The following is a 25,123-nucleotide window of genomic DNA, read 5'->3' on the forward strand; positions in this document are numbered from 1 at the left end:
CCGCGCTGCTTTCGTTTCACATCGAGTAGGAGGCGGCTTCACAGCCGCCGTCCTCTCACACCACCGTACGTACGGTTCCGTATACGGCGGTTCAGGTTATGCGGCTAAGCCGGTTTATCGTATCCAGTATCGAGACCAACCCGAGTCGATCCCACAGCTTCTTCGGTAGCGCCTGATTCATATGCGACGCTCCCGAGTTCCACCATGGGCCTCGGCCATTGGTCGCCGATTTCCACGCCCGCGCCTCGTCGAGTCCCAAACGTATCAAGTTGCGCGCCCTCGTAGAGGGCCGCTTCCATTGACGCCAGATGACACAACGAAGTTTGTGACGCACCCATCCGTCCAGTTCCTCAAGTGGCCGCTTGCTCTGAGTCAGCTTGAAGTAGCCAGCCCAACCACGCAGTACGGGCGTTACTTGCTCGACGATATACCTCATTGAGCGAGCCCGTATCCGACGCAAGATTTCCCTGAGTCGATCGCGTAGGCGGTGCAGGCTTATGCTCGCTACCCTCAGCTTTGGCTGTTTATGCCAGCTCATCCCATAGCCCAAGTAGTCGCAGACCCAAGGCCGTGCTACGCAGCTCTTTTCCCGATTCAGCGTCAGTTTCAGACGCTGATTCAGGTAGCGCTCAACCCCAGCCAACACTCGCTCACCCGCACGACGACTGCGCACATAAATGTTGGCGTCGTCGGCATAACGCACGAAGCGATGGCCTCGCCGTTCCAGTTCGCGATCGAGTTCGTTGAGCAGGATGTTCGACAGCAACGGCGAGAGCGGGCCGCCTTGCGGCGTCCCTTCCTGCCGTCGGCTGACGAGTCCGCCCGACATCGTTCCCGCTTCGAGGTAACGACGGATCAGCGCGAGCACCCGCTTATCTTCGATTTGACGCGTCACGTAAGCCATCAGGACATCGTGGTTGACCCGATCAAAGAACTTCTCGAGATCAAGTTCCACGCACCAGCGGTGACCCGCTGCCACATGGTCCCGAGCGGTTTCGAGGGCTTGGTGGGCGCTTCTGCCCGGACGAAAACCGTAGCTGTAGTCCGAGAACAGCGGGTCGAAGATCGGCGTGAGCTGTTGCAGCAGAGCCTGCTGGATCAGGCGATCCACGACGCTGGGGATACCCAGCTGTCTTGTGCCGCCTTTGGGTTTGGGGATGTCGACGGCGCATACACCTTGCGGGTGGTACTCACCGGCCAGCAACCGATCCTTGAGGGTCGGCCAATACTGTTTTACGTAGCCCGCCAAGTCATCGACCGTCATGCCATCGGCACCCGGTGCGCCCTTGTTGCTGACCACGCGGTGATACGCACGCTTGAGGTTCGCCGGTGCAAGCACCCGCGCCATCAGCGTGTCCGGCTCCGCGTTCGTCCACGCCACAGACGCCGTCGATACCTCTGCCCTGTCAGCCGTCATCCTCGGATACTGTCCGGGACTCGGGGTAACAGTCTTCTCTGGGAGAAATTTCTGCATTTCGATACTCGACGAGACTCTGACGCCTACTGGCGGCATAACCTGTTCGGCCCTTGGTGACGTGGTTATTCGTCACTTACTACGGCCTCGGCTGACTTCTGCACGTTCATCCCGTCGCCTCTCGACGCTCGGTAGCACAGTGGCAAACGTGCAGATCTCCCAGGGTAATTCGCGCGACCTTCCTGCTTATGCCTGTCGGATTTACGTCACAGCGTTCCGTGCAAGTATTGGGCTTTGACGATTTGGGCCGTCTTACCCCGCTGCGCCGCCTCTATCCGCTTCCTGTTCGTCAGGCCAGCATTTTGCCTCGGGCTTCCTTCAGATTCGCAGTCACCCGCGACACCCTTGCCTCTGGCTAACACTTCCCCTTGCCGGGTGTGTAGAGGACTCTCACCTCCAAGTCACCAGCGTGGCCACCACAGCCAAACTGGTTGCGCTTACGCGCAACGCGCCATGCCTGGCGCACCCATAAAAAACCCCAGCCTTTCGGCCGGGGTCTTTGTGTAGCGCAAAACTCAGTCAGGCATCAGAAGCGTTTGATCTCAGCCTGGCTTTCCAGCAGTTTGCGGTAGGCCGCAAAGTCTTGCTGGCCAATGCGCGAAGCGAGGAAGCGACGGTATTGAGCCTTCTCTTCTTCGGTCGGCGCAGCAGCTTCGTTCACGCCGTTCAGACGCACAATCACCAGGCTACCATCGGCCAGGGTCACGCTGCTGAACGTCGGCTTGTCCTTGGCGACAGGCTTGGGCATGCGGAACAACGCCTGCAGCACGGTTGGGTCAATCCCTTCCTGGCCACGAGTGGCTGCCTGGGTCACTTTCCAGCTCTGACCGTCGATCGCCTTGTCCAGCGGAGTCTTGGCATCGCGCAGGCTGACAATCAGCTCTTCAGCCTTGGTCTTGGCGGCAGCACTGGCGTGCTCCTTGGCCAATTGCACGCGAATGCCGGCAGCCACGCTTTCCAGCGGCAGTTGTGCAGGCTTCAGGTGTTCCTTGGCGCGCAGCACGATCACGGTTTCCGGATCGAGTTCGATGGCGGTGCTGTTGGCACCCTCATCCAACACTTCAGGACTGAACGCAGCAGCGATCACGGCACGGTTGGCCGCAACACCTTCGCCACCTTCACGGCCGAACGGTTTGGACGTATGAACAGTGAGCTTCAGGTCCTGCGCCGGCTGAGCCAGATCGGAGGCTTCGAACGACGAGTCTTCCAGTTGCTTGGTCGCCTCGACGAAACGCTGCTCGACCTGCTGGGTTTTCAGCTCACGGGTCAACTTGTCTTTCAGGCTGGCGAATGTCGGCACTTCAGGCGCTTCGACACCCAACAGCTTGATCAGGTGGAAACCGAAGTCGGTCCGAACCGGCGCCGAGACCTGATCCGAGGCCAACGCATACAGCGCTGTTTCGAAGGCTGGATCGTAGACACCAGGACCGGCAAAGCCGAGGTCACCGCCGTTGTTCGCCGAACCAGGATCCTGAGAGAACTCCTTGGCCAGAGCTTCGAACTTCTCGCCTTTTGCCAGACGCGCCTGGATCTCATCGATCTTGGCCTTGGCTTGCGCTTCGGTCACCTTGTCGTTCACTTCGATCAGAATGTGCGCGGCCCGGCGTTGTTCCGACAGGTTCGCGGTTTCTTTCTGATACGCCGCTTGCAGGTCTTCGTCCTTGACGCTGACCTGATCAAAGAACGAAGCCTTCTTCAACTCCAGGTAATCAATGACCACCTGATCCGGCGTCATGAATTCCTTGGCGTGTTCGTCGTAATAGGCTTTGACTTCATCGTCGGTCAGCTTCACAGCCGCCGGGTCAGCCTTGACGTTCAGCGAAGCGAAATCGCGGGTCTGTTTTTCCAGACGGGCGAATGCCAGAACCTGTGCGTCGGTGACGAAACCGCTACCTGCCAGACCAGCGCGCAGCTGACCGATCAGCATTTCCTGAGCCAGCATCTGGCGGAATTGCATACGGCTGTAGCCGAGTTGGCGAATAACCTGGTCGAAACGCTCTGGGCTGAACTTGCCATCAACCTGGAATTCCGGCGTCAGCAGGATCACCTGGTCCAAAGCAGCTTCAGAAAAAGCGAACTTCGAGTCTTCTGCGCCTTGCAGCAGCAGCTTGCGATCGATCAGGCCTTTGAGGGCCGATTCGCGCAGCATTTTTTCATCGAGCAAGGAAGCATCGAAATCCTTGCCCAGCTGTTGCATGAGCTGACGGCGTTGCATATCAACCGCCTGGCTCAGCTCGTTTTGGCTAATTTCTTCACCATTGACCTTGGCCGCATCCTGGCTGTTGGTCGTCGCCTGGAAAATGGCCTCGATACCGGTGAAAGCCATCAGTACAACGATGATCCCGATAATGGTCTTGGCAATCCAGCCTTGTGAATTGTCCCTGATATTCTGCAGCATGCGTCCCCCAGAAACGGTTGAACTTCAAAATTAGGCAACCGTGGAGCGTGGGTAGAATCCGGATAGAAGAAAGGCGCATCCGAGGATGCGCCTTCTCGTAACTGGCGGAGCGGACCGATGACTCGAACTTGCGAGCCTCGGTGTCTCGGATCGGCGACTCGCCGACTGGACTACCGCTCCGCTGCCAGGTCAGGCATGACCCCGACCCGGATAGGCAAAAACCTGAATCGAACTTAGTTGACAGCTTCTTTCAGTGCTTTACCGGCTTTGAAACCTGGTTTTTTAGCTGCTGCGATTTCCAGCGTCTTACCGGTCTGTGGGTTGCGACCAATGCGAGCTGGACGATCAGTTACGGAGAAAGTACCGAAACCAACCAGAACAACAGAGTCGCCAGCCTTGAGAGCGCCAGTGACGGATTCGATTACAGCGTCCAGCGCACGGCCAGCAGCAGCTTTCGGGATATCAGCGGATGCAGCGATAGCATCAATCAGTTCCGACTTGTTCACTCTAAGTCCCCTTATATCTATTTGAGTATGATTCTAAGTTTTTTGGTGAAAGCAAAAACGAGTGCTGAATGGCCTACAGACACTTAAGAGCCGCTTTATAACAAGGGCTCTAAAAAGCTGTCAACAAGCCACCCAGGCAAATGCGTACTAATGCGTGCTAATTCTTTCCTTAGAGTCAGACTCGCGTTTTTCATCCTTTGCAACTATCTCTGGAGCTACATCTGGCAAGGGCTCCGGCGCGTATTGCAGCGCAATTTGCAGGACCTCGTCAATCCATTTAACCGGTTTAATCTGCAGATCTTGCTTGATATTGTCAGGAATTTCCTTCAGATCGCGTACGTTCTCTTCAGGAATGATCACCGTCTTGATTCCGCCACGGTGAGCAGCGAGCAGTTTTTCTTTCAAACCGCCAATCGCCAGCACCTGACCACGCAGTGTAATTTCGCCAGTCATGGCGACGTCCGCGCGCACAGGGATCCCGGTCAATGCCGACACCAGAGCCGTGCACATGCCCACACCGGCGCTAGGGCCGTCCTTCGGGGTCGCCCCTTCCGGCATGTGGATATGCGTGTCGCGCTTCTCGTGAAAGTCCAGGGGAATCCCCAGGCTCTTCGCGCGACTGCGAACAACGGTCAGCGCCGCCGTGATCGATTCGACCATGACGTCACCCAGGGAACCGGTCTTGATCAACTGGCCTTTACCCGGTACGACGGCGGCTTCGATAGTCAGCAATTCGCCACCCACCTGAGTCCACGCCAGCCCGGTCACCTGACCGATCTGATCCTGCGATTCGGCCAGACCGTAGCGGAATTTGCGCACGCCCAGGAAGTGTTCCAGCATCTCGGCAGTGACCTTCACCGAGAAGCGTTTTTCCATTGCATGCTCTTTGACCGCCTTGCGGCAAACCTTGGCAATCTGGCGCTCCAGCCCACGTACGCCGGCTTCGCGGGTGTAGTAGCGGATGATGTCGCGGATTGCTTCAGCGTCGAATTCCAGCTCGCCTTTTTTCAAACCATTGGCAGTAATCTGCTTTGGCGAAAGGTATTTGACGGCAATGTTGATCTTCTCGTCTTCGGTGTAACCCGGCAGACGAATCACTTCCATCCGGTCCAGCAGGGCTGGTGGAATGTTCATGGAGTTCGAGGTGCAAAGGAACATCACATCGGACAGGTCGTAGTCGACTTCCAGATAGTGATCGTTGAAGTTGTGGTTCTGCTCAGGGTCGAGCACTTCCAGCAACGCCGACGCCGGATCGCCACGCATGTCGCTGCCCATTTTGTCGATTTCATCGAGCAGGAACAGCGGGTTGCGGACGCCCACTTTTGTCATTTTTTGAATCAATCTTCCCGGCATCGAACCGATGTAAGTACGGCGATGACCACGAATTTCCGCTTCATCACGTACACCGCCGAGGGCCATGCGCACGAATTTGCGGTTGGTGGCGTGAGCAATCGACTCCGCCAGAGAGGTTTTACCCACCCCAGGAGGACCGACCAGGCACAACACCGGACCACGAATTTTCTTCACGCGTTTTTGCACGGCGAGGTATTCGAGGATCCGTTCTTTGACTTCTTCCAGACCATAGTGGTCTGCATCGAGAATGTCTTCAGCGCGCGCCAGATCCAGACGCACTTTGCTCTGCGCCTTCCACGGCACCTGAACCAGCCAGTCGATATATGAGCGCACCACCGTCGCTTCCGCAGACATTGGCGACATTTGTTTTAACTTGTTCAGTTCGCCTTGGGCTTTGGCCAAGGCGTCTTTCGGAAGACCGGCGGCATCGATGCGCTTTTTCAGCTCTTCGATTTCGTTGTGGACTTCGTCGCTGTCGCCGAGTTCTTTCTGAATGGCCTTCATCTGCTCATTCAGGTAGTACTCGCGCTGGCTGCGCTCCATTTGTTTTTTGACGCGACCGCGAATGCGTTTTTCGACTTGCAGCAGGTCGATCTCGGCATCCAGCAACGCCAGAACGTGCTCGACCCGGGCCGACAAATCAATGATTTCGAGGATTTCCTGCTTCTGCTCGATCTTCAGGGCCATGTGCGCGGCCATGGTGTCGACCAGGCGGCCTGGCTCGTCGATGCTGTTGAGCGACGACAGGACCTCAGCGGGGACTTTCTTGCCCAGCTGTACGTATTGTTCGAACTGAGCCAGCAGGCTGCGCACGAACACTTCCGACTCGCGTTCTGGCGCGTCGACTTCGTCGATCAATGAGACTTCGGCACGGCAGTGGCCGTCCACTTCGCTGAAACGCTCAACGGCGCCACGCTGCTCACCTTCGACCAAAACCTTGACCGTGCCGTCAGGCAGCTTGAGCAGCTGTAGAACGGTCGCAATGGTACCTACGCGATAAAGTGCTTCTTCACCGGGATCGTCGTCAGCAGGGTTTCTCTGAGCCAGCAGAAGGATCTGCTTGTCGCCCGTCATCGCTGCCTCGAGGGCTTCGATGGATTTCTCGCGCCCCACGAACAGCGGGATAACCATGTGCGGATAAACCACAACATCACGCAATGGCAGGAGAGGCAATTCGATGGTTGTCTTCATGATTTCGCCTCTACGGCGGCCATAAGGCCGTAAACAGATGGAAGTGAGCTTGAAACCAAGATGGGGGCTACCTTCAAAAAAAACAAGCTTAAAGAAGGTGTTAAAACGCGCAAAAAGCAAAGGGGCCCGAAGGCCCCTTCTTTATTCCAGCAGCGTGACGCTTAGGCGTCTGGCGCTGCCTTGGCAGCCGGCTCACTGTTTTCGTAGATATACAGTGGCTTGGACTTGCCTTCTATAACGCTTTCGTCGATCACTACTTTACTCACCTCGGACTGCGAGGGGATTTCATACATAGTGTCGAGCAATACACCTTCGAGAATCGAACGCAGTCCACGGGCACCGGTTTTGCGTTCCAGGGCACGTTTGGCGACCGATTTCAGAGCGTCGGCCCGGAATTCCAGGTCTACACCTTCCATCTCGAACAGCTTGGCATACTGTTTGGTCAGAGCATTTTTCGGCTCGGTGAGAATCTGCATCAGCGCAGCCTCATCAAGCTCGTCCAGCGTGGCAAGTACCGGCAGACGACCGACGAATTCCGGGATCAGACCGAACTTGACCAGATCGTCAGGCTCGACTTCACGCAGGGACTCACCGACTTTCTTGCCTTCTTCCTTGCTGCGCACTTCCGCGTTGAAACCGATGCCGCCCTTGGTGGAACGGTTTTGAATAACCTTTTCCAGACCGGAGAACGCACCACCGCAGATAAACAGAATGTTACGGGTGTCGACCTGAAGGAATTCCTGCTGCGGATGCTTGCGACCACCTTGAGGCGGAACGGAAGCGACCGTACCTTCGATCAACTTGAGCAGGGCCTGCTGCACGCCTTCACCGGAAACGTCCCGGGTGATCGACGGGTTGTCAGACTTGCGCGAGATCTTGTCGATCTCATCGATGTAGACAATGCCCATTTGGGCCTTTTCTACGTCGTAATCGCACTTCTGCAGCAGCTTCTGAATGATGTTTTCGACATCTTCACCCACGTAACCTGCCTCGGTGAGGGTGGTTGCGTCGGCGATGGTGAACGGAACGTTCAGCAAGCGGGCCAGTGTTTCGGCAAGCAGGGTTTTACCCGAGCCTGTCGGGCCGATCAGCAAGATGTTGCTCTTGCCGAGTTCGACATCGTCATTCTTTTTGTCACGCTGGTTCAGGCGCTTGTAGTGGTTGTACACCGCTACGGCCAGAACCTTTTTCGCACGCTCCTGACCAATCACGTACTGATCAAGGATGCCGCTGATTTCTTTAGGCGAAGGCAATTTATGCGCGCTGCTTTCGGCCTGGGCTTCCTGCACCTCCTCACGGATGATGTCGTTGCACAGGTCGACGCACTCGTCGCAGATAAAGACCGAGGGGCCGGCAATCAATTTGCGCACTTCATGCTGGCTTTTGCCACAGAAGGAGCAATAGAGCAGCTTGCCGTTGTCCTCGCCGTTGCGGGTGTCAGTCATTCGTTCGATCCAAATCCGATAGGCTTGCAACACAAGATGAAGGCTATTGCGGGCTTTTTCAAGCCCGCTAATGATCGGACGCGCCGACCAACCCTATTTTGAGCTGCTTATTTTAAGCGGGGCGCTGGTTGATGACTTCATCGATCAACCCGTATTCACGCGCTGCTTCTGCACTCATGAAATTATCGCGATTGGTATCGCGCTCGATTTCTTCAAGAGTATGCCCGCTATGCTTGGCCATCAGCGTGTTGAGACGCTCACGAATGAAGAGGATTTCCTTGGCATGGATTTCGATATCCGAAGCCTGGCCCTGGAAACCGCCCAGTGGCTGGTGAATCATCACACGCGAGTTCGGCAGGCAGTAACGCTTGCCAGCAGCACCGGCCGTCAATAGAAACGCACCCATGCTGCACGCTTGACCGATACAGGTGGTCGACACGTTTGGCTTGATGAACTGCATGGTGTCATAGATCGACATGCCCGCCGTCACCGAACCGCCCGGGGAGTTGATATAGAGATGGATGTCCTTGTCCGGGTTTTCCGCTTCAAGGAACAGCAGTTGCGCACAGATCAGGTTGGCCATGTAGTCCTCTACCGGACCAACCAGAAAAATTACTCGCTCCTTGAGAAGGCGCGAGTAGATGTCATAGGCGCGCTCGCCACGAGCAGACTGCTCGACAACCATCGGGACCAGGCCGCCTGCGGCCTGGATATCAGAGTTCTGCTGAATATACGAATTACGGAACATGCTCTGCAGTCACTCCCAAATAGTTATGTCTTGAATACGCATAAGCCAGCACGAAGGCTGGCTTATGGTGTGTACTTCTTACCGCAAAAACGATCAGTCGGCTTGTGGAGCTTCTACCGGCTTGACTGCTTCTTCGTAAGAGACCGATTTGTCGGTCACGCTAGCTTTCTGCAGAACAGTATCCACAACTTGTTCTTCCAGCACAACCGAACGGACTTCGTTCAGTTGCTGGTCGTTCTTGTAGTACCAGGACACAACCTGCTCAGGCTCCTGGTAAGCCGAAGCCATTTCCTGAATCATTTCACGAACGCGGGCTTCGTCAGGCTTGAGGTCGAATTGCTTGACCACTTCAGCCACGATCAGACCCAGCACAACGCGGCGCTTGGCTTGCTCTTCGAACAGCTCGGCCGGCAGTTGCTCTGGCTTGATGTTGCCGCCGAACTGCTGAACGGCCTGCACGCGCAGACGGTCAACTTCGTTGGACAGCAGAGCCTTAGGCACTTCGATCGGGTTGGTGGCCAGCAGACCGTCCATTACCTGATTCTTGACCTTGGATTTGATCGCCTGACGCAGTTCACGCTCCATGTTCTTGCGAACTTCGGTGCGGAAGCCTTCCAGACCCGTTTCCTTGATGCCGAATTGAGCGAAGAATTCTTCGGTCAGTTCTGGCAGTTTTGGCTCGGAAACAGTGTTCACGGTCACGGTGAACTCAGCGGTTTTGCCTGCCAGGTCGAGGTTCTGATAGTCCTCAGGGAAGGTCAGGTTCAGAACGCGCTCTTCGCCGGCTTTAGCGCCAACCAGACCGTCTTCAAAACCAGGGACCATGCGGCCGGAACCCAGAACCAGCTGAGTACCTTTGGCGGAACCGCCAGCGAACACTTCACCGTCGACCTTGCCAACGAAATCGATGTTCAGTTGGTCTTCGTTTTGAGCAGCGCGATCGGCCACTTCGAAACGGGTGTTCTGCTTGCGCAGCACTTCCAGCATTTTGTCCAGATCGGCATCAGCCACGTCAGCGCTCAGGCGCTCAACCGCGATACCTTCGAAACCGGCAACGGTGAACTCAGGGAACACTTCGAAAATCGCGACGTATTCCAGGTCTTTGCCGGCTTCCAGCGATTTCGGCTCGATCGAAGGAGCGCCAGCAGGGTTCAGCTTCTGCTCTACAACAGCTTCGTAGAAAGAAGACTGGATCACGTCGCCAACAGCTTCCTGACGTGCATCAGCACCAAAACGGCGCTTGATTTCACTCATTGGCACTTTGCCTGGACGGAAGCCAGCAATCTTGGCCTTTTGGGCAGTCTGCTGCAGACGCTTGTTGACCTGGCTCTCAATACGCTCAGCCGGCACGGTGATGCTCATGCGGCGCTCAAGAGCAGAAGTATTTTCAACAGAAACTTGCATGGATATTCCTCGTTGCACAGACGTTAGCCGGCCGTTTCCGACCCCAGAATCAAGGGCATGCATTCTAGTGGGTCAAACTCAAGAAGTCACCCTACTGAAAACGGGTAAAAAAGCAGCAGGCAATTTATAGGCGGGGACAAACGGTTGTGCCTCGCCCTGTTAGCAAATACAGCCAATCATGCCAGGGCTCTGAACCAATCTTTCTATATATAGAAGGTATCGGCAATCCATCCCTGACAGTCGACCCCACGAGGGGACCAACGGGCGAGCCAGCATCATCGAGAAACATAAACCCGACGATCCGAGACGCCCTCTCGACCCAGAACCTGCGGCCGCTTTGAAAATTCAGACTTCTAAAACAAAAACGGCGCAGCCCTTTTCAGGTGCTGCGCCGTTTTCTGCTATTAAATAGCTACTTGTAATGGTGCGGACGGAGAGACTCGAACTCTCACACCTTGCGGCGCTGGAACCTAAATCCAGTGTGTCTACCAATTCCACCACATCCGCATCAAGCTTTTAAAGCAAAGGCGCCAGACTGTTAATCTGGCGCCTTTCTAAATATGGGGTGGACGAAGGGGATCGAACCCTCGACAACGGGAGTCACAATCCCGTGCTCTACCAACTGAGCTACGCCCACCATATTGCCATGTTGCGTTACTTGTGCCAAAGCTGCCTAATGGCGCACCCGGCAGGACTCGAACCTGCGACCATCCGCTTAGAAGGCGGATGCTCTATCCAGCTGAGCTACGGGCGCCTTGTTAATCTGTATTCTTGGACGATTACAAACTAAGTGCTTTCAGTCTCACCGAATCAAACATCAACTCTGCTCGACCTTCTTAACCAGTGCTAGGCTGTGCCCGACAAGTGCGACGAATGTTATAGGTGACCCTGAAGGTCGTCAACTCTTTTTTAAAAAAAATTCATTTAATTAAAGGGGTTAGGGGAATTTGCAGACCAAGCGCCTTTGCCCTCACCTCATGACATGCGAGAATGCGTTCTCTTTTTTTCCCCTCTCGATGGTTAATCACGCGCAATGACTGCACAACTAATCGACGGCAAATCGATCGCCGCCAGCCTGCGCCAGCAGATCGCCAAACGCGTCAACGAGCGTCGCCAGCAAGGTCTGCGCACGCCCGGCCTCGCGGTGATCCTGGTCGGCAGCGATCCTGCCTCTCAGGTTTATGTCTCGCACAAGCGTAAAGACTGTGAAGAGGTCGGCTTCATTTCCCAAGCCTACGACCTGCCTTCCGAAACCACTCAAGAAGCGCTGACCGACCTGATCGATCGCCTGAACGACGACCCGGCGATTGATGGCGTTCTGCTTCAGCTTCCTTTACCTGAACACCTGGACGCCTCCAGATTGCTGGAGCGCATTCGTCCAGACAAGGACGTCGACGGTTTCCACCCTTATAACGTCGGCCGTCTGGCCCAGCGTATTCCGCTGCTGCGTCCGTGCACGCCTAAAGGCATCATGACGTTGCTGGAAAGCACCGGTGTCGATCTCTACGGGATGGACGCAGTGGTTGTCGGGGCTTCCAACATTGTTGGCCGCCCGATGGCGATGGAATTACTGCTGGCCGGCTGCACCGTGACCGTCACCCACCGCTTCACCAAGGATCTGGCAGGCCACGTCGGTCGCGCCGATCTGGTGGTGGTCGCCGCCGGCAAGCCGGGGCTGGTAAAGGGTGAGTGGATCAAGGAAGGCGCGATCGTGATCGACGTCGGCATCAACCGCCAGGCAGACGGCAAGCTGGTCGGTGACGTGATCTACGACACCGCCCTGCCCCGCGCCGGCTGGATCACTCCAGTCCCGGGTGGCGTTGGCCCGATGACCCGCGCTTGCCTGCTGGAAAACACCCTGTACGCAGCCGAAACACTGCACAGCTGATTCCACCGGCTACGCTGAACAAACAAGAAACCCCGCCGCTGGTGGGGTTTCTCGTTTTCAGCCATGGAACAAGTAATCCCCCTGAAGGACTGCCAGACAGAGCAACGGCGAAAAGCTTAAATCGCCCTAGACTGATTATCGAAACACCCCATAAACCGTAGACGCGAATCGGGAAGTACGCGCGACGCTGAAAAGGCAACATTTATGAACCCCCGCGGTCTGACTCAACATCGCTTTTTCGTTTTCACTGGAAAACTCGCTGGCCTGCTTTACAGCCTCTTCTGTTACCTGTGTTTTCTGCTCACCGCGCTTTACCTGACGGGTTTTCTCTCAGGCATTGGAGTGCCCAAAGACATTAACTCCGGCTCCAGCCGCGGCTGGCCCGTGGCTGCCCTCGTCGACACCTTGCTGATTACGCTGTTTGCCGTACAGCACAGCGGCATGGCGCGAAAACGCTTCAAGCGCTGGTGGACGCGGTTCGTCCCACACCCCATCGAGCGCGCGACCTACGTATTGTCGACGTGCCTGCCGCTCGCGCTGCTGTTCTGGTTATGGCAACCCATGGAGACGTCCATCTGGCGCGTAACGTCTGTATGGGGCCACGGATTACTCATGGCTTTATTTTGGCTGGGCCTGGGGCTGGTCGTGCTCGCGACGTTCCTGATCAGCCATTTCGAACTGTTCGGCATAAAGCAGGCACTCAACGCCTTTTACTCCGCCAGCCCCGAGAACCCCGCTTTTAAAACCCCTTTACTCTACAAGCTGGTTCGCCACCCGATGTACTTGGGGTTTGTGATGGTGTTCTGGGCGACACCCGACATGACAGCCGGACATCTACTGTTTGCGCTGCTCAACACTCTCTACATCCTGATTGGGGTGCATTTTGAAGAGAAAGATCTGGTGGATCTGTTTGGGGAGCAATACCGACGCTATCAGCAGAACGTCGCAATGCTGGTGCCTCTGACCAAACGCAAACCCGACCCACGGCGCAACGATCAAAAGTAAGCCAATCCGGCGCCTGCTCACCAAGGGCAGGCATCAAAAACATTAAATTTTTTTTCATATAATGCTCTCGCCTTACGGGCGCCTAGCGCTTTCGTAGCTCATACTCCTAGAATGCGTCGTTTTAAAGAAACAGCCCGTAACAAAACGGCATATCCACCCTTATGAGTTCGCCAGCGTGAAAATCCGTCTTTCCATCCTGAGCCTATTTTTTGCATTTACAGGGACTTTCACCACGCCAATGGTCAACGCTGCCGACACCACTTCGGCGCCGCGAGATACCTCATCACTGAAGATCGCTTCCGGCAGCGCATTGCTGCTGGATATGCAGACCAACAAAGTCATCTATGCCAGCAACCCTGACGTGGTAATGCCGATCGCTTCCGTCAGCAAACTGATGGCTGGCCTGATCGTCGTCGAAGCCAATCAGAACATGGACGAATACCTTTCCATCAACATCAGCGACACGCCGGAAATGAAAGGCGTGTTTTCCCGAGTCAAACTCAAAAGCGAATTGTCGCGCCGGGAAATGCTGCTGATTGCCCTGATGTCCTCGGAAAACCGCGCTGCCGCGAGCCTTGCCCATCACTACCGTGGCGGCTATGTTGCGTTCATTGCAGCGATGAATGCCAAAGCCAAGGCACTGGGCATGACCAGCACCCACTTCGTCGAACCGACCGGTCTCTCCCCTCGCAACGTGTCCACCGCCCGCGACCTGAGCAAACTGTTGATCGCCGCGCACAAGTATCCACTATTGACTGAGCTGAGCACGACCAAGGAAAAAACCGTCTCGTTCCGTAAACCCAATTACAGCCTGGGTTTCCGTAATACCGACCATCTGGTCAGGAAGCCGAACTGGGACATCAAACTGACGAAAACCGGATTCACCAATGAGGCAGGTCACTGCCTGGTGCTGGTCACCAGCATGGGTAATCGCCAGGTTGCGCTGGTGATTCTTGATGCTTTTGGCAAGTACACGCACTTTGCCGATGCCAGTCGCATTCGCAGCTGGGTGGAAACCGGCAAGGGCACGAACGTGCCGTCTGTAGCCTTGCAGTACAAATCCGACAAGAACCTCAAGCATCGTCAGAGCGGCGTGGTTGAAGCGTCGAAATAACGGAACGACAGATAGAAGAAAGCCCCGAATTTTCGGGGCTTTTTTCGTCCGGCGTCAGTCATTCGGCAGCGGCATCTGGTCGTCATCCGGAATGCCGTCCCCGGCACTAGGGTCTCTCGTGCCGAGGGGATGTTCCGTTGGCACGACTACGGGCCTGGCCAAAGGATCCCTTAACGGGCTGTCCGGATCCATCACGGGGTCGATGTCTTTTTCAGGGGTGGTTGGAACGCTGTCCGGACGTTTGTCGTTGAAACTCGAATCGGTAGACATACGCACCTCAATCAGGCTCAGGATTTCAGATCGGCGAGTGGATCGTAAGGCTTCGCGGGCTCCTTGGAATTGTCGCCCGGCTTCACATCCTTGGGCGCTTTGGCAGGTCCGATGGGGTCGACCTGAGGATCGGCAAGGTCCGGCGAATCTGGATCGAAGCCTAACTCATCACCCGAAGAATGCTCAGACGAGTGCGGGCCGTCGGGGGTAGTGGAACGTGCCATAGGCGCCTCCTTTGAGATTGGCCCGAAGAAAATCCGGGCCCTACTTCGTTAGAGGTCGACAACACGCAAGGGTGCCCGACAGATGACGAACGGACTTATTGCGCGTTCAGCGCTTTTTTCGCCCTGGCGGCTGCCTGCTCCTGTCCTGCCTGGGCTAGGTCGCTCGCTGCCTTGAGCCATCGCTGCTGATCGACATTGGCCGGCAGTTGATTCGGCTTCTGAATCAGCACGGCCCAGCCACCGGCATCCTTGAGCGCCGATTCAAACGAACCGAACCCCATCAACTCCCGACGATTCATGCCCGAGCGCAGCAGCACTGTCTGCTTCTGACGGTTGTACCCGGCAAGAATGGCGTAACGCGGTTCAGCCCAGAACGCAGAGCCTTCCGTGAAACGCACCATTACCGGGTAACCCGCCGCCACCTGCGTCAACAGTGCAGGCAGATTGCTCTCGAGGGGATAGACGACCATGCCGTACTCGCGAGCGAGGTTCTGCATGTTCTGCTGCAACTGGGCTTCGGCACCCGGCAAATGCAATGGTTTTTCGAGCAAACCCGGGGTAATCACAATGCCTTGTTGGGACAACATGCTGGCCAGCACTTGCGGCCCACTCTGATTCGCCACGCCACGGTAGAACGTGCCACTGAGCTCGACTCGCTCCGGCAGGCGCTTGATTTCCGGCGCCACACTCCCCGCGCAGCCAGCCAGACCTGCAACGCAGCCAACGACCAGCACTAACGATCGAATTCGAGAAAATACCCGCACCATCATCACTCTCTTGATTTAGACGCCAGGTACTCGCGCTCCCGGCTTGGCCGTCGATCATAGGACGCCGCGCGGCAGCGGTATAGCCTTAACCGGCAGATGATGGCAATCGATAGAGCGAACTGATTGGTGACAGCCGACCTTTGGTCAATAGCCTGAAACACAGCAGCGACTAGACTGTCATGTGCAAAGAGTGTGTGCCCGCAGCAGGGCGAAGAGGAGGCACTGATGAGCCTGACAATGACCATTGTGATGTTGATTTCTGGCTGGCTGGCCGTTGCCGCCGCCATGTTATGGGGAGTCCTGCGCATTACCCGCCGGCACCATCATCCGGCTCAGTCGACGCCAGTGGCGAAACCCGATAAAACCGCTGAACAGCACGCTACCGCACACTGACCGACACCCTTGTGTACCCAAACAAAAACGGCCGCCTGGCTCTATCAAGCACAGGCGGCCGTTTCGTTTAACGCAGGTTAAGCTTCAGCGGCTAAACGCTTCTGCCTTGCCCGTCGCGACATCATGTTCAAACCCTCGATCGTCGCCGAGAACGCCATGGCCGCATACACATAGCCTTTCGGTACATGGGCGCCGAAACCTTCGGCGATCAGCGTCATGCCGATCATGATCAGGAAGCCCAGCGCCAGCATCACCACCGTCGGGTTGTCGTTGATGAACTTGGCCAGAGGATCAGCCGCCAGCAACATCACCAGTACCGACACCACCACCGCGATGATCATGATCGGCAAATGCTCGGTCATGCCGACAGCGGTAATGATGCTGTCGATGGAGAACACCATGTCCAGCAGCAGGATCTGACCGATCGCGGCAGCGAAGCCCAGGGTCACGGTCGAGGTGGCCGACTTCGGATCTTCCGGCGCCGGGTCCATGCTGTGATGGATCTCGGTGGTCGCCTTCCACAACAGGAACAGGCCGCCGGCGATCAGGATCATGTCCTTCCAGGAGAACGTCTGGCCAAAGATATCGATCACAGGCTCAGTCAACTGGACGATGAACGCGATGGTGCTCAGCAGCGCCAGTCGCAGGATCAGCGCCATGCCGATACCAATGCGCCGCGCCTTCTGCCGATGCTGCTCGGGTAGCTTGTTGGTCAGGATCGAAATGAAGATCAGGTTATCGATGCCGAGCACGACTTCCATGACGATCAACGTAGCCAGGGCAACCCAGGCGGTGGGGCTTGCAGCAAGTTCTAAAAGGTATTCCATGGGTCAGTCCTGACTCGTTTAAGACGGTTTAGATTTCCTGGGACGAAGATTCGGTTTTCGCTTTATCTTCGCCCGATTGTTCTTTCTTGCTGATCAGCCCGCCCGTGGCGTCACTGATTGCCTGCTCTGCGGCTTTGTGGGTGTCGTCGATCGCTTGTTTGGCGGTTTCGGCAGCCTTGCCCATCAGTTGCTGAGCGCTTTTTTCGGCCTGGTCACAACCGGCCAATACCAGTAAAGACGTAATCAGCAGTGCCGTAGTTTTAAGCTTCATGATGCTTTCCTCGATAGAACAAACCGGGCCGAAACGATGGCCCGTTGATAGCGAGGCATTCTAGGGAGGCGAACACTTCAGGAAAATTCGTATTTTTAGCGGTTATACTTCGGTTTTTACGAACTGTAGGTCGTCATGCTCAATTATCGGCAATTGCATTATTTTTGGGTGGTAGCCAAGACCGGCAGCATCGTGCGCGCCTGTGAGCAGCTGAATCTGACGCCGCAGACCATCAGCGGGCAGATTTCCTTGCTCGAACAAACCTATGGCATCGAGCTGTTTCGGCGGGTCGGCCGGCAGCTTGAACTCACCGAGGCCGGGCGTCAGACCCTGCCCTACGCCGAGCAAATGTTTCAGCTGGGCGGAGAACTGGAGTTGATGTTGCGAGCGCAGCCCAATGAGCAGCAGATTCTGTTTCGGGTTGGCGTGGCCGACGTGGTGCCCAAATCCATCGTCTATCGCCTGATTGCGCCGACCATGGAATTGAGCGAGCCGCTGCGCATCACCTGTCGTGAAGACAAACTGGAACGCCTGCTCGCCGACCTGGCAATCCAGCGTCTCGACCTGGTGATTTCCGACAGCCCGATGCCCTCGCACCTGGACATCAAGGGCTACAGCCAGAAACTCGGGGAATGCGGGATCAGCTTCTTCGCCACTGCTGAACTGGCGGCGCAATACGGTCAGGATTTCCCCCGCAGCCTGCACGGCGCACCGCTGCTGATTCCAGGGCCGGAGACCGTGGTGCGCAGTCGCTTGCAGCGCTGGTTTGCCGAGCAACAGATCCAGCCGCGCATCGTCGGCGAGTTCGACGACAGCGCCTTGATGCAGGCGTTCGGCCAATCCGGCAGTGGGATTTTCATCGGCCCAAGCGTGATTGCCGATGAAGTGATACGCCAATACGGCGTGGAATTGATTGGCCAGACCGACGCGGTGACCGAGTCGTTCTACGCCATTTCGGTGGAACGCAAGGTCATGCACCCCGGCATTGTCGCGATTACCGAAGGTGCCCGACGCGAGTTGTTCACCGAAATGTGAGGTGTCAGGCGCAGACTTCGCGGGGTTTGAAGGTCATCAGCGCAATGGCCAGGAGGATCGAGGCGAGGATAAAAGCGGCCGCTGCGAAACCAAGACCTTGCAGCCCCACACCGTCGATGACCCTACCGCCAATCATGGCGCCCAGGCCAATCCCGAGATTAGCGCCGGCAATGTTCAGCGATGCCGCGAACGCCGGCGCTTCGGGTGCAGCCTTCATCAATCGCACATGGCTGACAAGGAACAACGCCGCTTGAGTCACGCCCCAGATCCCCATCGCTGCAGCCAGACCCAGCGGCGAATGAATGTTCGGCACCAACGCCACCAGGCCGGCGATCATGAACGCGCAGAACATCATCGAGGCGATCAACGGATGACGATCCACTGCGCGGCCTCCCAGTGAGTTGCCGATCAAGCCGACCGCGCCGAAGCCCATCAGGCACCAGCCGACCACCGAGCCGCTGAAACCGGCCAGTCGCTCAAGAATGTCCGCCAAATAGGTGTAGGCGGTAAACATACCGCTAAACACCAGGATCGACAGCAGCACATGCCCCACCATCAGCGGGCTGCGCAGGATTCTGAACTGAGAGCGAAAGCTCACTTGATGCTGATGCAGATTGGTTTTCGGCAAGTAGATAAACAGCAGCAACGCCTTGGCAAACGCGATCACCGCCAGAATGCCGAAAGCACTGCGCCAACCGAACGCATCGGAGATCAGTGTGCCCACCGGAATGCCGAACACCGTCGCGCAAACAATGCCGAAACCAATCTTGGCGATGGCGCGACCGGCGTAGTCCGGGCCGACAATGTCCACCGCGGTTTCACTGGCCAGCGCCCAGAACACTGGCAGCCCCAACGCGGGGATCAACCGGGCGACGGACATCACCCAGATGTTCGGCGCAAACGCCGCGAGGGTGTTGGCCAGGCCGAACATGATCAGCACCGAGATGAACAATTTGCGACGCTCGAACCTCGCGAACCAGGCGGTCAGGAACGGCCCGAATGCAGCGACCGTGAAGGCGAACAAGGTCACCAGCAAACCCGCCTGGGGGACGCTGACTTCAAGGTCTCGAGCGATCGCCGGCAACAGGCCGACGATGATGAATTCCGTGGTCAGCACCGTGAAACCGGCGGCAGACAACAGAAGGATGGGCAACAGCATGCAGAACTCCAGAAAACGACGACATCAGCGATGGCCCGAAGGCCCACTGGCATGACTTGAAAATGAGGATGGCGAATCTTAACAGAGTGTTTCCGATCAGGGTTGCACGAACCTGCCGATCTCGTTGCCCCTTCGGGCGGCAGATCGTCACAGGTCTGAAGGATGAAGACCACGCTGTGATAAAGTCCGCGCCCTGCGATACGTACACCCTGTTCATCGGCCATTGATTGGCATTGATGTCGCGATACCTCCGCACCTAATAAAATCAGAGATGCCGTTTTATGACCGCTCCATCCCCTTCGCTTTGGTTACGCCTGAAACGCTTAAGCCTGGTCACACAAATCATCATCGGCCTGATCGCCGGGATTGCCCTGGCCCTGATCGCGCCGGAGGTGGCGAAGTCCACCGCGTTCATCGGCAAAGTCTTCGTATCGGCGCTTAAAGCTGTCGCGCCGATTCTGGTGTTCGTGCTGGTCATGGCCTCGATTGCCAACCATAAGCACGGCCAGGAAACCCACATCCGGCCGATTCTGTTTCTGTATCTGCTGGGAACTTTCGCGGCGGCGGTGGTGGCCGTTGTCGCCAGTACGTTGTTCCCGTCGAGCCTGGTATTGGCCACTCAAGACGTTGCGATCACCGCGCCGGGCGGTATCAGTGAAGTGCTGCAAAGTCTGCTGCTGAGCGTGGTCGACAACCCGGTCAGCGCGCTGATGAATGCCAACTTCATCGGCATTCTGGCGTGGGCGATTGGTATGGGCGTTGCCATTCGCCATGCCGGTGACACCACTCGCGAGGTGCTCGGTGACTTGTCGAACGGCGTGACCCTGATCGTGCGTTTGGTGATTCGTTTTGCGCCGCTGGGCATTTTCGGCCTGGTGGCTTCGACCCTCGCCACCTCCGGTTTCGGTGCCCTCATCGGCTACGTGCATCTGCTGGCGGTGCTGCTGGGCTGCATGCTGTTTGTGGCGCTGGTGATGAACCCGGTCATCGTGTTCTGGAAGCTGCGTCGCAACCCTTATCCGCTGGTGATCACGTGCTTGCGCGAAAGCGGCATCACCGCGTTTTTCACCCGCAGCTCGGCGGCGAACATTCCGGTCAATCTGGAATTGAGCAAGCGCCTGGGTCTGCACGAAGACACCTACTCGGTCTCGATCCCGCTCGGCGCGACCATCAACATGGCCGGCGCCGCGATCACCATTACCGTGCTGACACTGGCCGCCGTGCATACACTGGGCATCGCCGTGGACGTTCCGACGGCCATTCTGCTGAGCGTCGTCGCGGCGATCTGTGCCTGTGGTGCCTCGGGCGTGGCGGGCGGCTCGTTGCTGTTGATTCCACTGGCGTGCAGCCTGTTTGGCATTCCAAGTGAGATCGCCATGCAGGTGGTGGCGGTCGGGTTCATCATCGGTGTGCTGCAGGACTCGGCGGAAACTGCGCTGAATTCCTCAACCGACGTACTGTTCACTGCCGCGGCTTGCTTGGGCGAAGAACAGAAAGCCGAGCGTCTCGCATAGCGTATCTGTAGGAGCCAGGCTTGCCGGCGAAGGCGCACCTGAGATCGCCTTCGCCGGCAAGCCTGGCTCCTACAGGTATTACATGAGCCGCCAATCCCGAGCATCCCCCGATCCGCAGGATCAAAAAAAGCCCGCCAAGGCTTACACCTTGGCGGGCTTTTTTACGCTGGGAGGTTTAGAACGCGCCCATGTAATCGCGCTTGCCCACTTCCACACCGTTGTGACGCAGCAGTGCGTAGGTGGTGGTGACGTGGAAGAAAAATTGCGGCAGACCGTAGCTCAGCAGGTAAGCCTGGCCGGTGAAGCGCTTCTCTTTCGGCGTGCCCTGACGGGTAATGATTTCGATGCCTTCCTTGCCGTCGATCTGCTCCGGTTTGATCTCACCGATGAAGGCCAGCACTTTGGCGATCAGCGCTTGCAGCTCGGCGAAGGTGGTTTCGGTGTCGTCGTACTTCGGCAGTTCAACTTCGGCCAGACGCGCGGAAACGCCCTTGGCGAAATCAACGGCGATCTGCACCTGACGGATCAGCGGGAACATGTCCGGGTACAGACGGGCTTGCAGGAAAGCATTTGGGTCGATGTTCTTGGCGGTGGCGTGGGCTTCGGCCTTGTTCAAAACGTCGCTCAGGGCGTTGAGCATTTGTTTGAAAACCGGAACGGAAGCGGCGTACAGGGAAATAGTCATGGCAGTCTCGTGTTGTGACAGGAGGGAAACGTGGGGCGATTATAGCCATCCCCGCCGCTCCTGCGGCTTGTCTTTTATCCAGCAAGGATTACGCTAGGCGGCTTCGACTGCATGCTTCGATTGCATAGGGAAAAGCGCGATGAGCACTGAGCAAGAAACGACCTTCGACGAGCCGCGACTCAACAGCACGGAAATCCGCATTCTGGGTTCGCTGATCGAAAAACAGGCCACCAGCCCGGAAACCTATCCGCTGACCCTCAATGCGCTGGTGATTGCCTGCAACCAGAAAACCAGCCGCGAGCCGGTGATGAACCTTACCCAGGGTCAGGTCGGACAAAGCCTGCGCGCCCTCGAGGGACGCGGCTTTACCAAACTGGTGATGGGCAGCCGTGCGGATCGCTGGGAACACAAGGTCGACAAGGCACTGGAACTGGTGCCGGCTCAAGTCATTCTTGCGGGACTGCTGTTCCTGCGCGGTCCGCAAACGGTTAATGAACTGCTGACCCGCAGCGGCCGCATGCATGACTTCGAAGATGCCGAACAGGTGGTGCATCAACTGGAACGCTTGATCGCTCGCGGTCTGGCGCTGTTGATCCCGCGCCAGGCCGGTCAGCGTGAAGACCGCTACATGCACGCCTTGGGCGACCCGGCGGACATCGAAGTGATCCTGGCAGCACGGCAGAACCCGACCGAGCGCAGCGCGGGTGGCGGCGTATCGGTTGAGCGGATCGAAGAGCTGGAGGCGCGAATTGCGGCGCTGGAAGAGCGACTGGCCCGCCTCGAATAAACAACGCGGTCTATGTAGTCTATGTAGCAGCTGTCGAGCCTGCGAGGCGGCGTTTGGCTGCGCAGCAGTCGTAAACCCTGCATGTAAGGTTTTCCTGAAACACCGCGTCGCTTGATTTAACGACTGCTGCGCAGCCAAACGCCGCCTCGCAGGCTCGACAGCTGCTACACAGAGGGAGGCGCGATTATTCGCCGTCCCAATAATCCACGCCGTCCGCCGGCCTGGCGACGGCGACGAAGCCCGAGGCATTGCCCTCGGCATCGACCTTGAAGTCGTCCATCACCGCATACTTGCCGGAATCCGGGTACTCGCAAATCTCGGGTGATTGTTGGGTGCTGACCGCCAGGTAGCGCAGCTCAGCATTGCTGGTGTTGATGATCTGGTGCGCGGCTTCAGGTCCGCCCGGCGGGCAGGCAATGACATCACCGGCGCGAACGGGAAAGCGCTCGGCGCCCAAACGAATCTCCCCTTCCCCGGCCACGATGTAAAACATCTCCTCGTTGACCCGATGACTGTGAAACGGGCTGCCACGCATCCCCGGTTCCAGCGCATACAGGCGATAACCCAGCTTCTGCGCACCCAGTTGCTGGCCGATGCGCGCCTGCCGTTGCCTATAGCGGTCGGCGGTGTCTCCCGTCGGGGCAAACGCTTCGGGCAGCGGTTCAAGTTCGGCCTGATCCAGATTAAGAATGGCAGGATGCATGAGTCACCTCAGTCACGGTTTCGCTTGCTGGGCAGCAGGATAGCCAAGGCCACTGCGGGCAAATTCCACGGCTTTGTGAAACTGCTCATCGGTCGGCCGCACGCCGGTGTACAGCACGAACTGCTCCAGCGCCTGGATCGCGATCACCTCCAGTCCGGTGATCACTCGCTTGCCTTCAGCACGAGCGCGCACAATCAACGGTGTTTCCGAGGGGACTGCCACGACATCGAAGACAGTCTCGGCAGCAGCGATGGTTTCAACATCGAACGCCAGCAGATCGGCCTCGGGGCCGGACATCCCGATCGGTGTGACGTTGATCAGCATCTGCGGCCGCTCCGAGCCCAGTTCCGCTTGCCATCGATAGCCCAGCGATTCGGCCAACGCCCGCCCGGCATGCTCGTTACGGGCAACGATCAGGCCATTTTTGTAGCCACCATCGCGCAAGGCACTGGCCACAGCCTTGGCCATGCCGCCGCTGCCGCGCAGGGCAAAGGTCAATTCCTTCGGCACCTGGTGGGTGTCAAGCAACTGGGCGATCGCGATGTAGTCGGTGTTGTAAGCCTTGAGATGGCCGTTAGTGTTAACGATGGTGTTGATCGATTGAATGGCCGCAGCGGAGGGATCCAGTTCATCGACCAGCGCAATGCAAGCCTCCTTGAATGGCATCGACACGCCGCAACCACGAATCCCCAAGGCGCGAATACCGCCAACGGCGCCTGGCAGATCCTGACTGCTGAAGGCCTTGTAGTAAAAATTCAGGTCCAATTGCTCATACAGATGATTGTGAAACCGCAGGCCGAAGTTCCCGGGGCGTGCGGAAAGCGACATGCACAGCTGGGTGTCTCTGTTGGGGTTCATCTGCATGAAAAATCTCCTTGAATAGCACTTTCAGATGGACGGGATTAGCCAATCCATCGGGTCTGATCGATCATAACGGTGTGTCTGCACGCGGCCTCACTGAACCGTAAAGAAGCGAGTACAGACCTTACACAAAATTTACCCAACGGCTCTGCTGATTTTGAAAAAAACGCTGTCTTAGAAGTATCCCCGCGACAATCCTTGGGTCTATTGCAGGCACAAGCGCCGGGGCGAAGAACCGAGGAACTATCATGATCCGTAAAATCCCCACAGTAGCCTTGCTGATCAGTGCTCTTGCTATCGCAGGGCAGGCAGAAGCTGGCGGCGGTCACGGCGGTCACGGTTGGGAAGGACCGGCGGTATTTGGCGCGATTGTTGGCACGGCCATCGTCGGTTCGGCCATCATCAACAGCAACCGGCCAGTCTATGTACAGCAACCGGTTTACGCTCAGCCACAACCGGTTTACTACGGCCCGCCCCCGGTTTATTACCAGCCGGCACCGGTCTACGTGCAACAACCGGTCTATTACGACCCTCCTCCGGTTTATTACGGCCCGCCACGTGGCTATTACGGTCCACCGCGCGGCTACTACGGCCCTCCTCGCGGTTATGGCCGCTGGTAACGGAATCATCAGGCCCCGCCTCATCAGCGGGGCCTTTTTTGTGACCGTCCGTCGGCAGAGGTCTGGATAAATCTCGCCAAGGTCGCTGTCGGGACAGTCTTTGCGGGGCAAGTTGGCAAGATTGACTCGCCATCCTTCCCCCGCGCTGGGGAAAACGGTCATATGTGTGTCATGTCGGGTCCGCAATCTTGGATCTGTCCGTAAACAACAGGTTGATAAAAACAAGGACGACCTTATGCCCACGCAAAACCCGCACCGCATTGTCGGCTTGTGCACTTCCAGCAAGGTGTACAACGCACTGACCGAACTCAAGCACCTGGAAGGCCATCGCAACGCCAAGTTTCTTTCGCTGCTGGCAGAAAACCTGGTGCGAAAAGGCCTGCTCAACGAGCAGGAAGTTGTTCATATGCTGGATCTGGTGGTGGACTGAAGCGAAGCCTCACTGGCATCAATGACGACTATCGAAAGCGTTGATTGTCCG

Annotated in this window: 24 protein-coding genes, 3 tRNA genes and 1 pseudogene; 9 read left to right on the top strand and 19 right to left on the bottom strand. The window is 57.1% G+C overall.

Annotated features, from left to right (window positions below; all coding sequences use genetic code 11):
* Positions 1-91 precede the first annotated feature (91 nt).
* The 10 genes from ltrA to ACYZUA_RS22215 form a co-directional block, all read right to left on the bottom strand.
* A complete protein-coding gene (gene ltrA, locus ACYZUA_RS22170; RefSeq protein ID WP_461959972.1) occupies positions 92-1,513 on the bottom strand; it encodes a group II intron reverse transcriptase/maturase in 1,422 nt (473 codons plus the stop codon).
* Positions 1,514-2,000: 487 nt separating this feature from the next.
* Positions 2,001-3,872: a SurA N-terminal domain-containing protein gene (locus ACYZUA_RS22175; protein WP_461960613.1), complete on the bottom strand. Its 1,872-nt coding sequence runs from the start codon at positions 3,870-3,872 to the stop codon at positions 2,001-2,003.
* Positions 3,873-4,105: 233 nt separating this feature from the next.
* Positions 4,106-4,378, bottom strand: coding sequence for an HU family DNA-binding protein (locus tag ACYZUA_RS22180; protein WP_002552737.1), 273 nt, complete (start codon positions 4,376-4,378; stop codon positions 4,106-4,108).
* Between the two features lie 147 nt (positions 4,379-4,525).
* Complete coding sequence (gene lon, locus ACYZUA_RS22185; RefSeq protein ID WP_461960614.1) at positions 4,526-6,922, bottom strand: endopeptidase La; 2,397 nt, start codon at positions 6,920-6,922, stop codon at positions 4,526-4,528.
* Positions 6,923-7,083: 161 nt separating this feature from the next.
* Positions 7,084-8,367, bottom strand: a complete 1,284-nt coding sequence (gene clpX, locus ACYZUA_RS22190; RefSeq protein WP_007946893.1) for an ATP-dependent Clp protease ATP-binding subunit ClpX — start codon at positions 8,365-8,367, stop codon at positions 7,084-7,086.
* Positions 8,368-8,479: 112 nt separating this feature from the next.
* Positions 8,480-9,115 (bottom strand): ATP-dependent Clp endopeptidase proteolytic subunit ClpP, encoded by a 636-nt coding sequence (gene clpP, locus ACYZUA_RS22195; RefSeq protein WP_010458706.1) that lies wholly within the window; start codon positions 9,113-9,115, stop codon positions 8,480-8,482.
* 93 nt (positions 9,116-9,208) lie between these two features.
* On the bottom strand, positions 9,209-10,519 hold the full coding sequence (gene tig / locus ACYZUA_RS22200) for a trigger factor (RefSeq protein ID WP_461960615.1): 1,311 nt from the start codon (positions 10,517-10,519) through the stop codon (positions 9,209-9,211).
* Between the two features lie 422 nt (positions 10,520-10,941).
* A tRNA-Leu gene (locus tag ACYZUA_RS22205) sits at positions 10,942-11,026 on the bottom strand.
* A gap of 54 nt (positions 11,027-11,080) precedes the next feature.
* Positions 11,081-11,156: transfer RNA gene (locus tag ACYZUA_RS22210), tRNA-His, on the bottom strand.
* A 40-nt stretch (positions 11,157-11,196) separates the two neighbouring features.
* Positions 11,197-11,273: transfer RNA gene (locus ACYZUA_RS22215), tRNA-Arg, on the bottom strand.
* 279 nt (positions 11,274-11,552) lie between these two features.
* Between ACYZUA_RS22215 and folD the strand changes: the two genes are divergently transcribed.
* The 3 genes from folD (at position 11,553) to pbpG (ending at position 14,526) form a co-directional block, all read left to right on the top strand.
* Positions 11,553-12,407: a bifunctional methylenetetrahydrofolate dehydrogenase/methenyltetrahydrofolate cyclohydrolase FolD gene (folD, locus tag ACYZUA_RS22220; protein WP_461960616.1), complete on the top strand. Its 855-nt coding sequence runs from the start codon at positions 11,553-11,555 to the stop codon at positions 12,405-12,407.
* Positions 12,408-12,611: 204 nt separating this feature from the next.
* On the top strand, positions 12,612-13,412 hold the full coding sequence (mddA, locus tag ACYZUA_RS22225) for a methanethiol S-methyltransferase (RefSeq protein WP_461960617.1): 801 nt from the start codon (positions 12,612-12,614) through the stop codon (positions 13,410-13,412).
* Positions 13,413-13,587: 175 nt separating this feature from the next.
* Positions 13,588-14,526 (top strand): D-alanyl-D-alanine endopeptidase, encoded by a 939-nt coding sequence (gene pbpG, locus ACYZUA_RS22230; RefSeq protein ID WP_461960618.1) that lies wholly within the window; start codon positions 13,588-13,590, stop codon positions 14,524-14,526.
* 54 nt (positions 14,527-14,580) lie between these two features.
* Here the strand turns inward: pbpG and ACYZUA_RS22235 are convergent, their stop codons facing one another.
* From ACYZUA_RS22235 to ACYZUA_RS22245, 3 genes and pseudogenes are all read right to left on the bottom strand, one after another.
* Positions 14,581-14,796: a hypothetical protein gene (locus tag ACYZUA_RS22235; RefSeq protein ID WP_461960619.1), complete on the bottom strand. Its 216-nt coding sequence runs from the start codon at positions 14,794-14,796 to the stop codon at positions 14,581-14,583.
* A gap of 17 nt (positions 14,797-14,813) precedes the next feature.
* Entirely contained in the window at positions 14,814-15,020 is a 207-nt protein-coding gene (locus ACYZUA_RS22240; protein ID WP_461960620.1) for a DUF6021 family protein, read from the bottom strand.
* Between the two features lie 95 nt (positions 15,021-15,115).
* Positions 15,116-15,845, bottom strand: a pseudogene (locus tag ACYZUA_RS22245) (peptidase C39 family protein).
* Between the two features lie 167 nt (positions 15,846-16,012).
* Between ACYZUA_RS22245 and ACYZUA_RS22250 the strand changes: the two are divergent.
* Positions 16,013-16,180 (top strand): hypothetical protein, encoded by a 168-nt coding sequence (locus ACYZUA_RS22250; protein ID WP_165934015.1) that lies wholly within the window; start codon positions 16,013-16,015, stop codon positions 16,178-16,180.
* Between the two features lie 77 nt (positions 16,181-16,257).
* Here ACYZUA_RS22250 and ACYZUA_RS22255 read toward each other — a convergent pair whose 3' ends face one another.
* Positions 16,258-17,007, bottom strand: coding sequence for a TerC family protein (locus ACYZUA_RS22255; protein ID WP_461960621.1), 750 nt, complete (start codon positions 17,005-17,007; stop codon positions 16,258-16,260).
* Positions 17,008-17,035: 28 nt separating this feature from the next.
* A complete protein-coding gene (locus ACYZUA_RS22260) occupies positions 17,036-17,278 on the bottom strand; it encodes a hypothetical protein (RefSeq protein WP_461960622.1) in 243 nt (80 codons plus the stop codon).
* 135 nt (positions 17,279-17,413) lie between these two features.
* Between ACYZUA_RS22260 and nhaR the strand changes: the two genes are divergently transcribed.
* Positions 17,414-18,313: a transcriptional activator NhaR gene (nhaR, locus tag ACYZUA_RS22265; RefSeq protein WP_461960623.1), complete on the top strand. Its 900-nt coding sequence runs from the start codon at positions 17,414-17,416 to the stop codon at positions 18,311-18,313.
* A gap of 4 nt (positions 18,314-18,317) precedes the next feature.
* On the opposite strand, the gene ACYZUA_RS22270 is transcribed toward nhaR, so the two are convergent.
* Positions 18,318-19,472: an MFS transporter gene (locus tag ACYZUA_RS22270; protein WP_461960624.1), complete on the bottom strand. Its 1,155-nt coding sequence runs from the start codon at positions 19,470-19,472 to the stop codon at positions 18,318-18,320.
* Between the two features lie 281 nt (positions 19,473-19,753).
* On the opposite strand from ACYZUA_RS22270, the gene sstT reads away from it, so the two are divergent.
* Positions 19,754-20,986 (top strand): serine/threonine transporter SstT, encoded by a 1,233-nt coding sequence (gene sstT / locus ACYZUA_RS22275; protein WP_461960625.1) that lies wholly within the window; start codon positions 19,754-19,756, stop codon positions 20,984-20,986.
* Between the two features lie 175 nt (positions 20,987-21,161).
* On the opposite strand, the gene ACYZUA_RS22280 is transcribed toward sstT, so the two are convergent.
* The gene (locus tag ACYZUA_RS22280) at positions 21,162-21,671 is read right to left on the bottom strand and encodes a DUF1993 domain-containing protein (RefSeq protein WP_461960626.1); all 510 of its coding nucleotides are present in this window, start codon (positions 21,669-21,671) and stop codon (positions 21,162-21,164) included.
* A 139-nt stretch (positions 21,672-21,810) separates the two neighbouring features.
* Between ACYZUA_RS22280 and ACYZUA_RS22285 the strand changes: the two genes are divergently transcribed.
* The gene (locus ACYZUA_RS22285; protein WP_461960627.1) at positions 21,811-22,458 is read left to right on the top strand and encodes a YceH family protein; all 648 of its coding nucleotides are present in this window, start codon (positions 21,811-21,813) and stop codon (positions 22,456-22,458) included.
* Positions 22,459-22,642: 184 nt separating this feature from the next.
* On the opposite strand, the gene ACYZUA_RS22290 is transcribed toward ACYZUA_RS22285, so the two are convergent.
* Positions 22,643-23,161, bottom strand: coding sequence for a cupin domain-containing protein (locus ACYZUA_RS22290; protein ID WP_033057334.1), 519 nt, complete (start codon positions 23,159-23,161; stop codon positions 22,643-22,645).
* Between the two features lie 12 nt (positions 23,162-23,173).
* Entirely contained in the window at positions 23,174-24,025 is an 852-nt protein-coding gene (locus ACYZUA_RS22295; protein ID WP_461960628.1) for a shikimate 5-dehydrogenase, read from the bottom strand.
* A gap of 245 nt (positions 24,026-24,270) precedes the next feature.
* Here ACYZUA_RS22295 and ACYZUA_RS22300 point away from each other — a divergent pair, with 245 nt between their 5' ends.
* Together ACYZUA_RS22300 and ACYZUA_RS22305 are read left to right on the top strand one after the other, a co-directional pair.
* A complete protein-coding gene (locus tag ACYZUA_RS22300; RefSeq protein ID WP_461960629.1) occupies positions 24,271-24,642 on the top strand; it encodes a hypothetical protein in 372 nt (123 codons plus the stop codon).
* Positions 24,643-24,877: 235 nt separating this feature from the next.
* Positions 24,878-25,072, top strand: coding sequence for a hypothetical protein (locus tag ACYZUA_RS22305; RefSeq protein ID WP_461960630.1), 195 nt, complete (start codon positions 24,878-24,880; stop codon positions 25,070-25,072).
* The last annotated feature ends 51 nt before the right edge of the window (positions 25,073-25,123 follow it).

It is taken from the genome of Pseudomonas sp. LS2P72 (assembly GCF_054897865.1).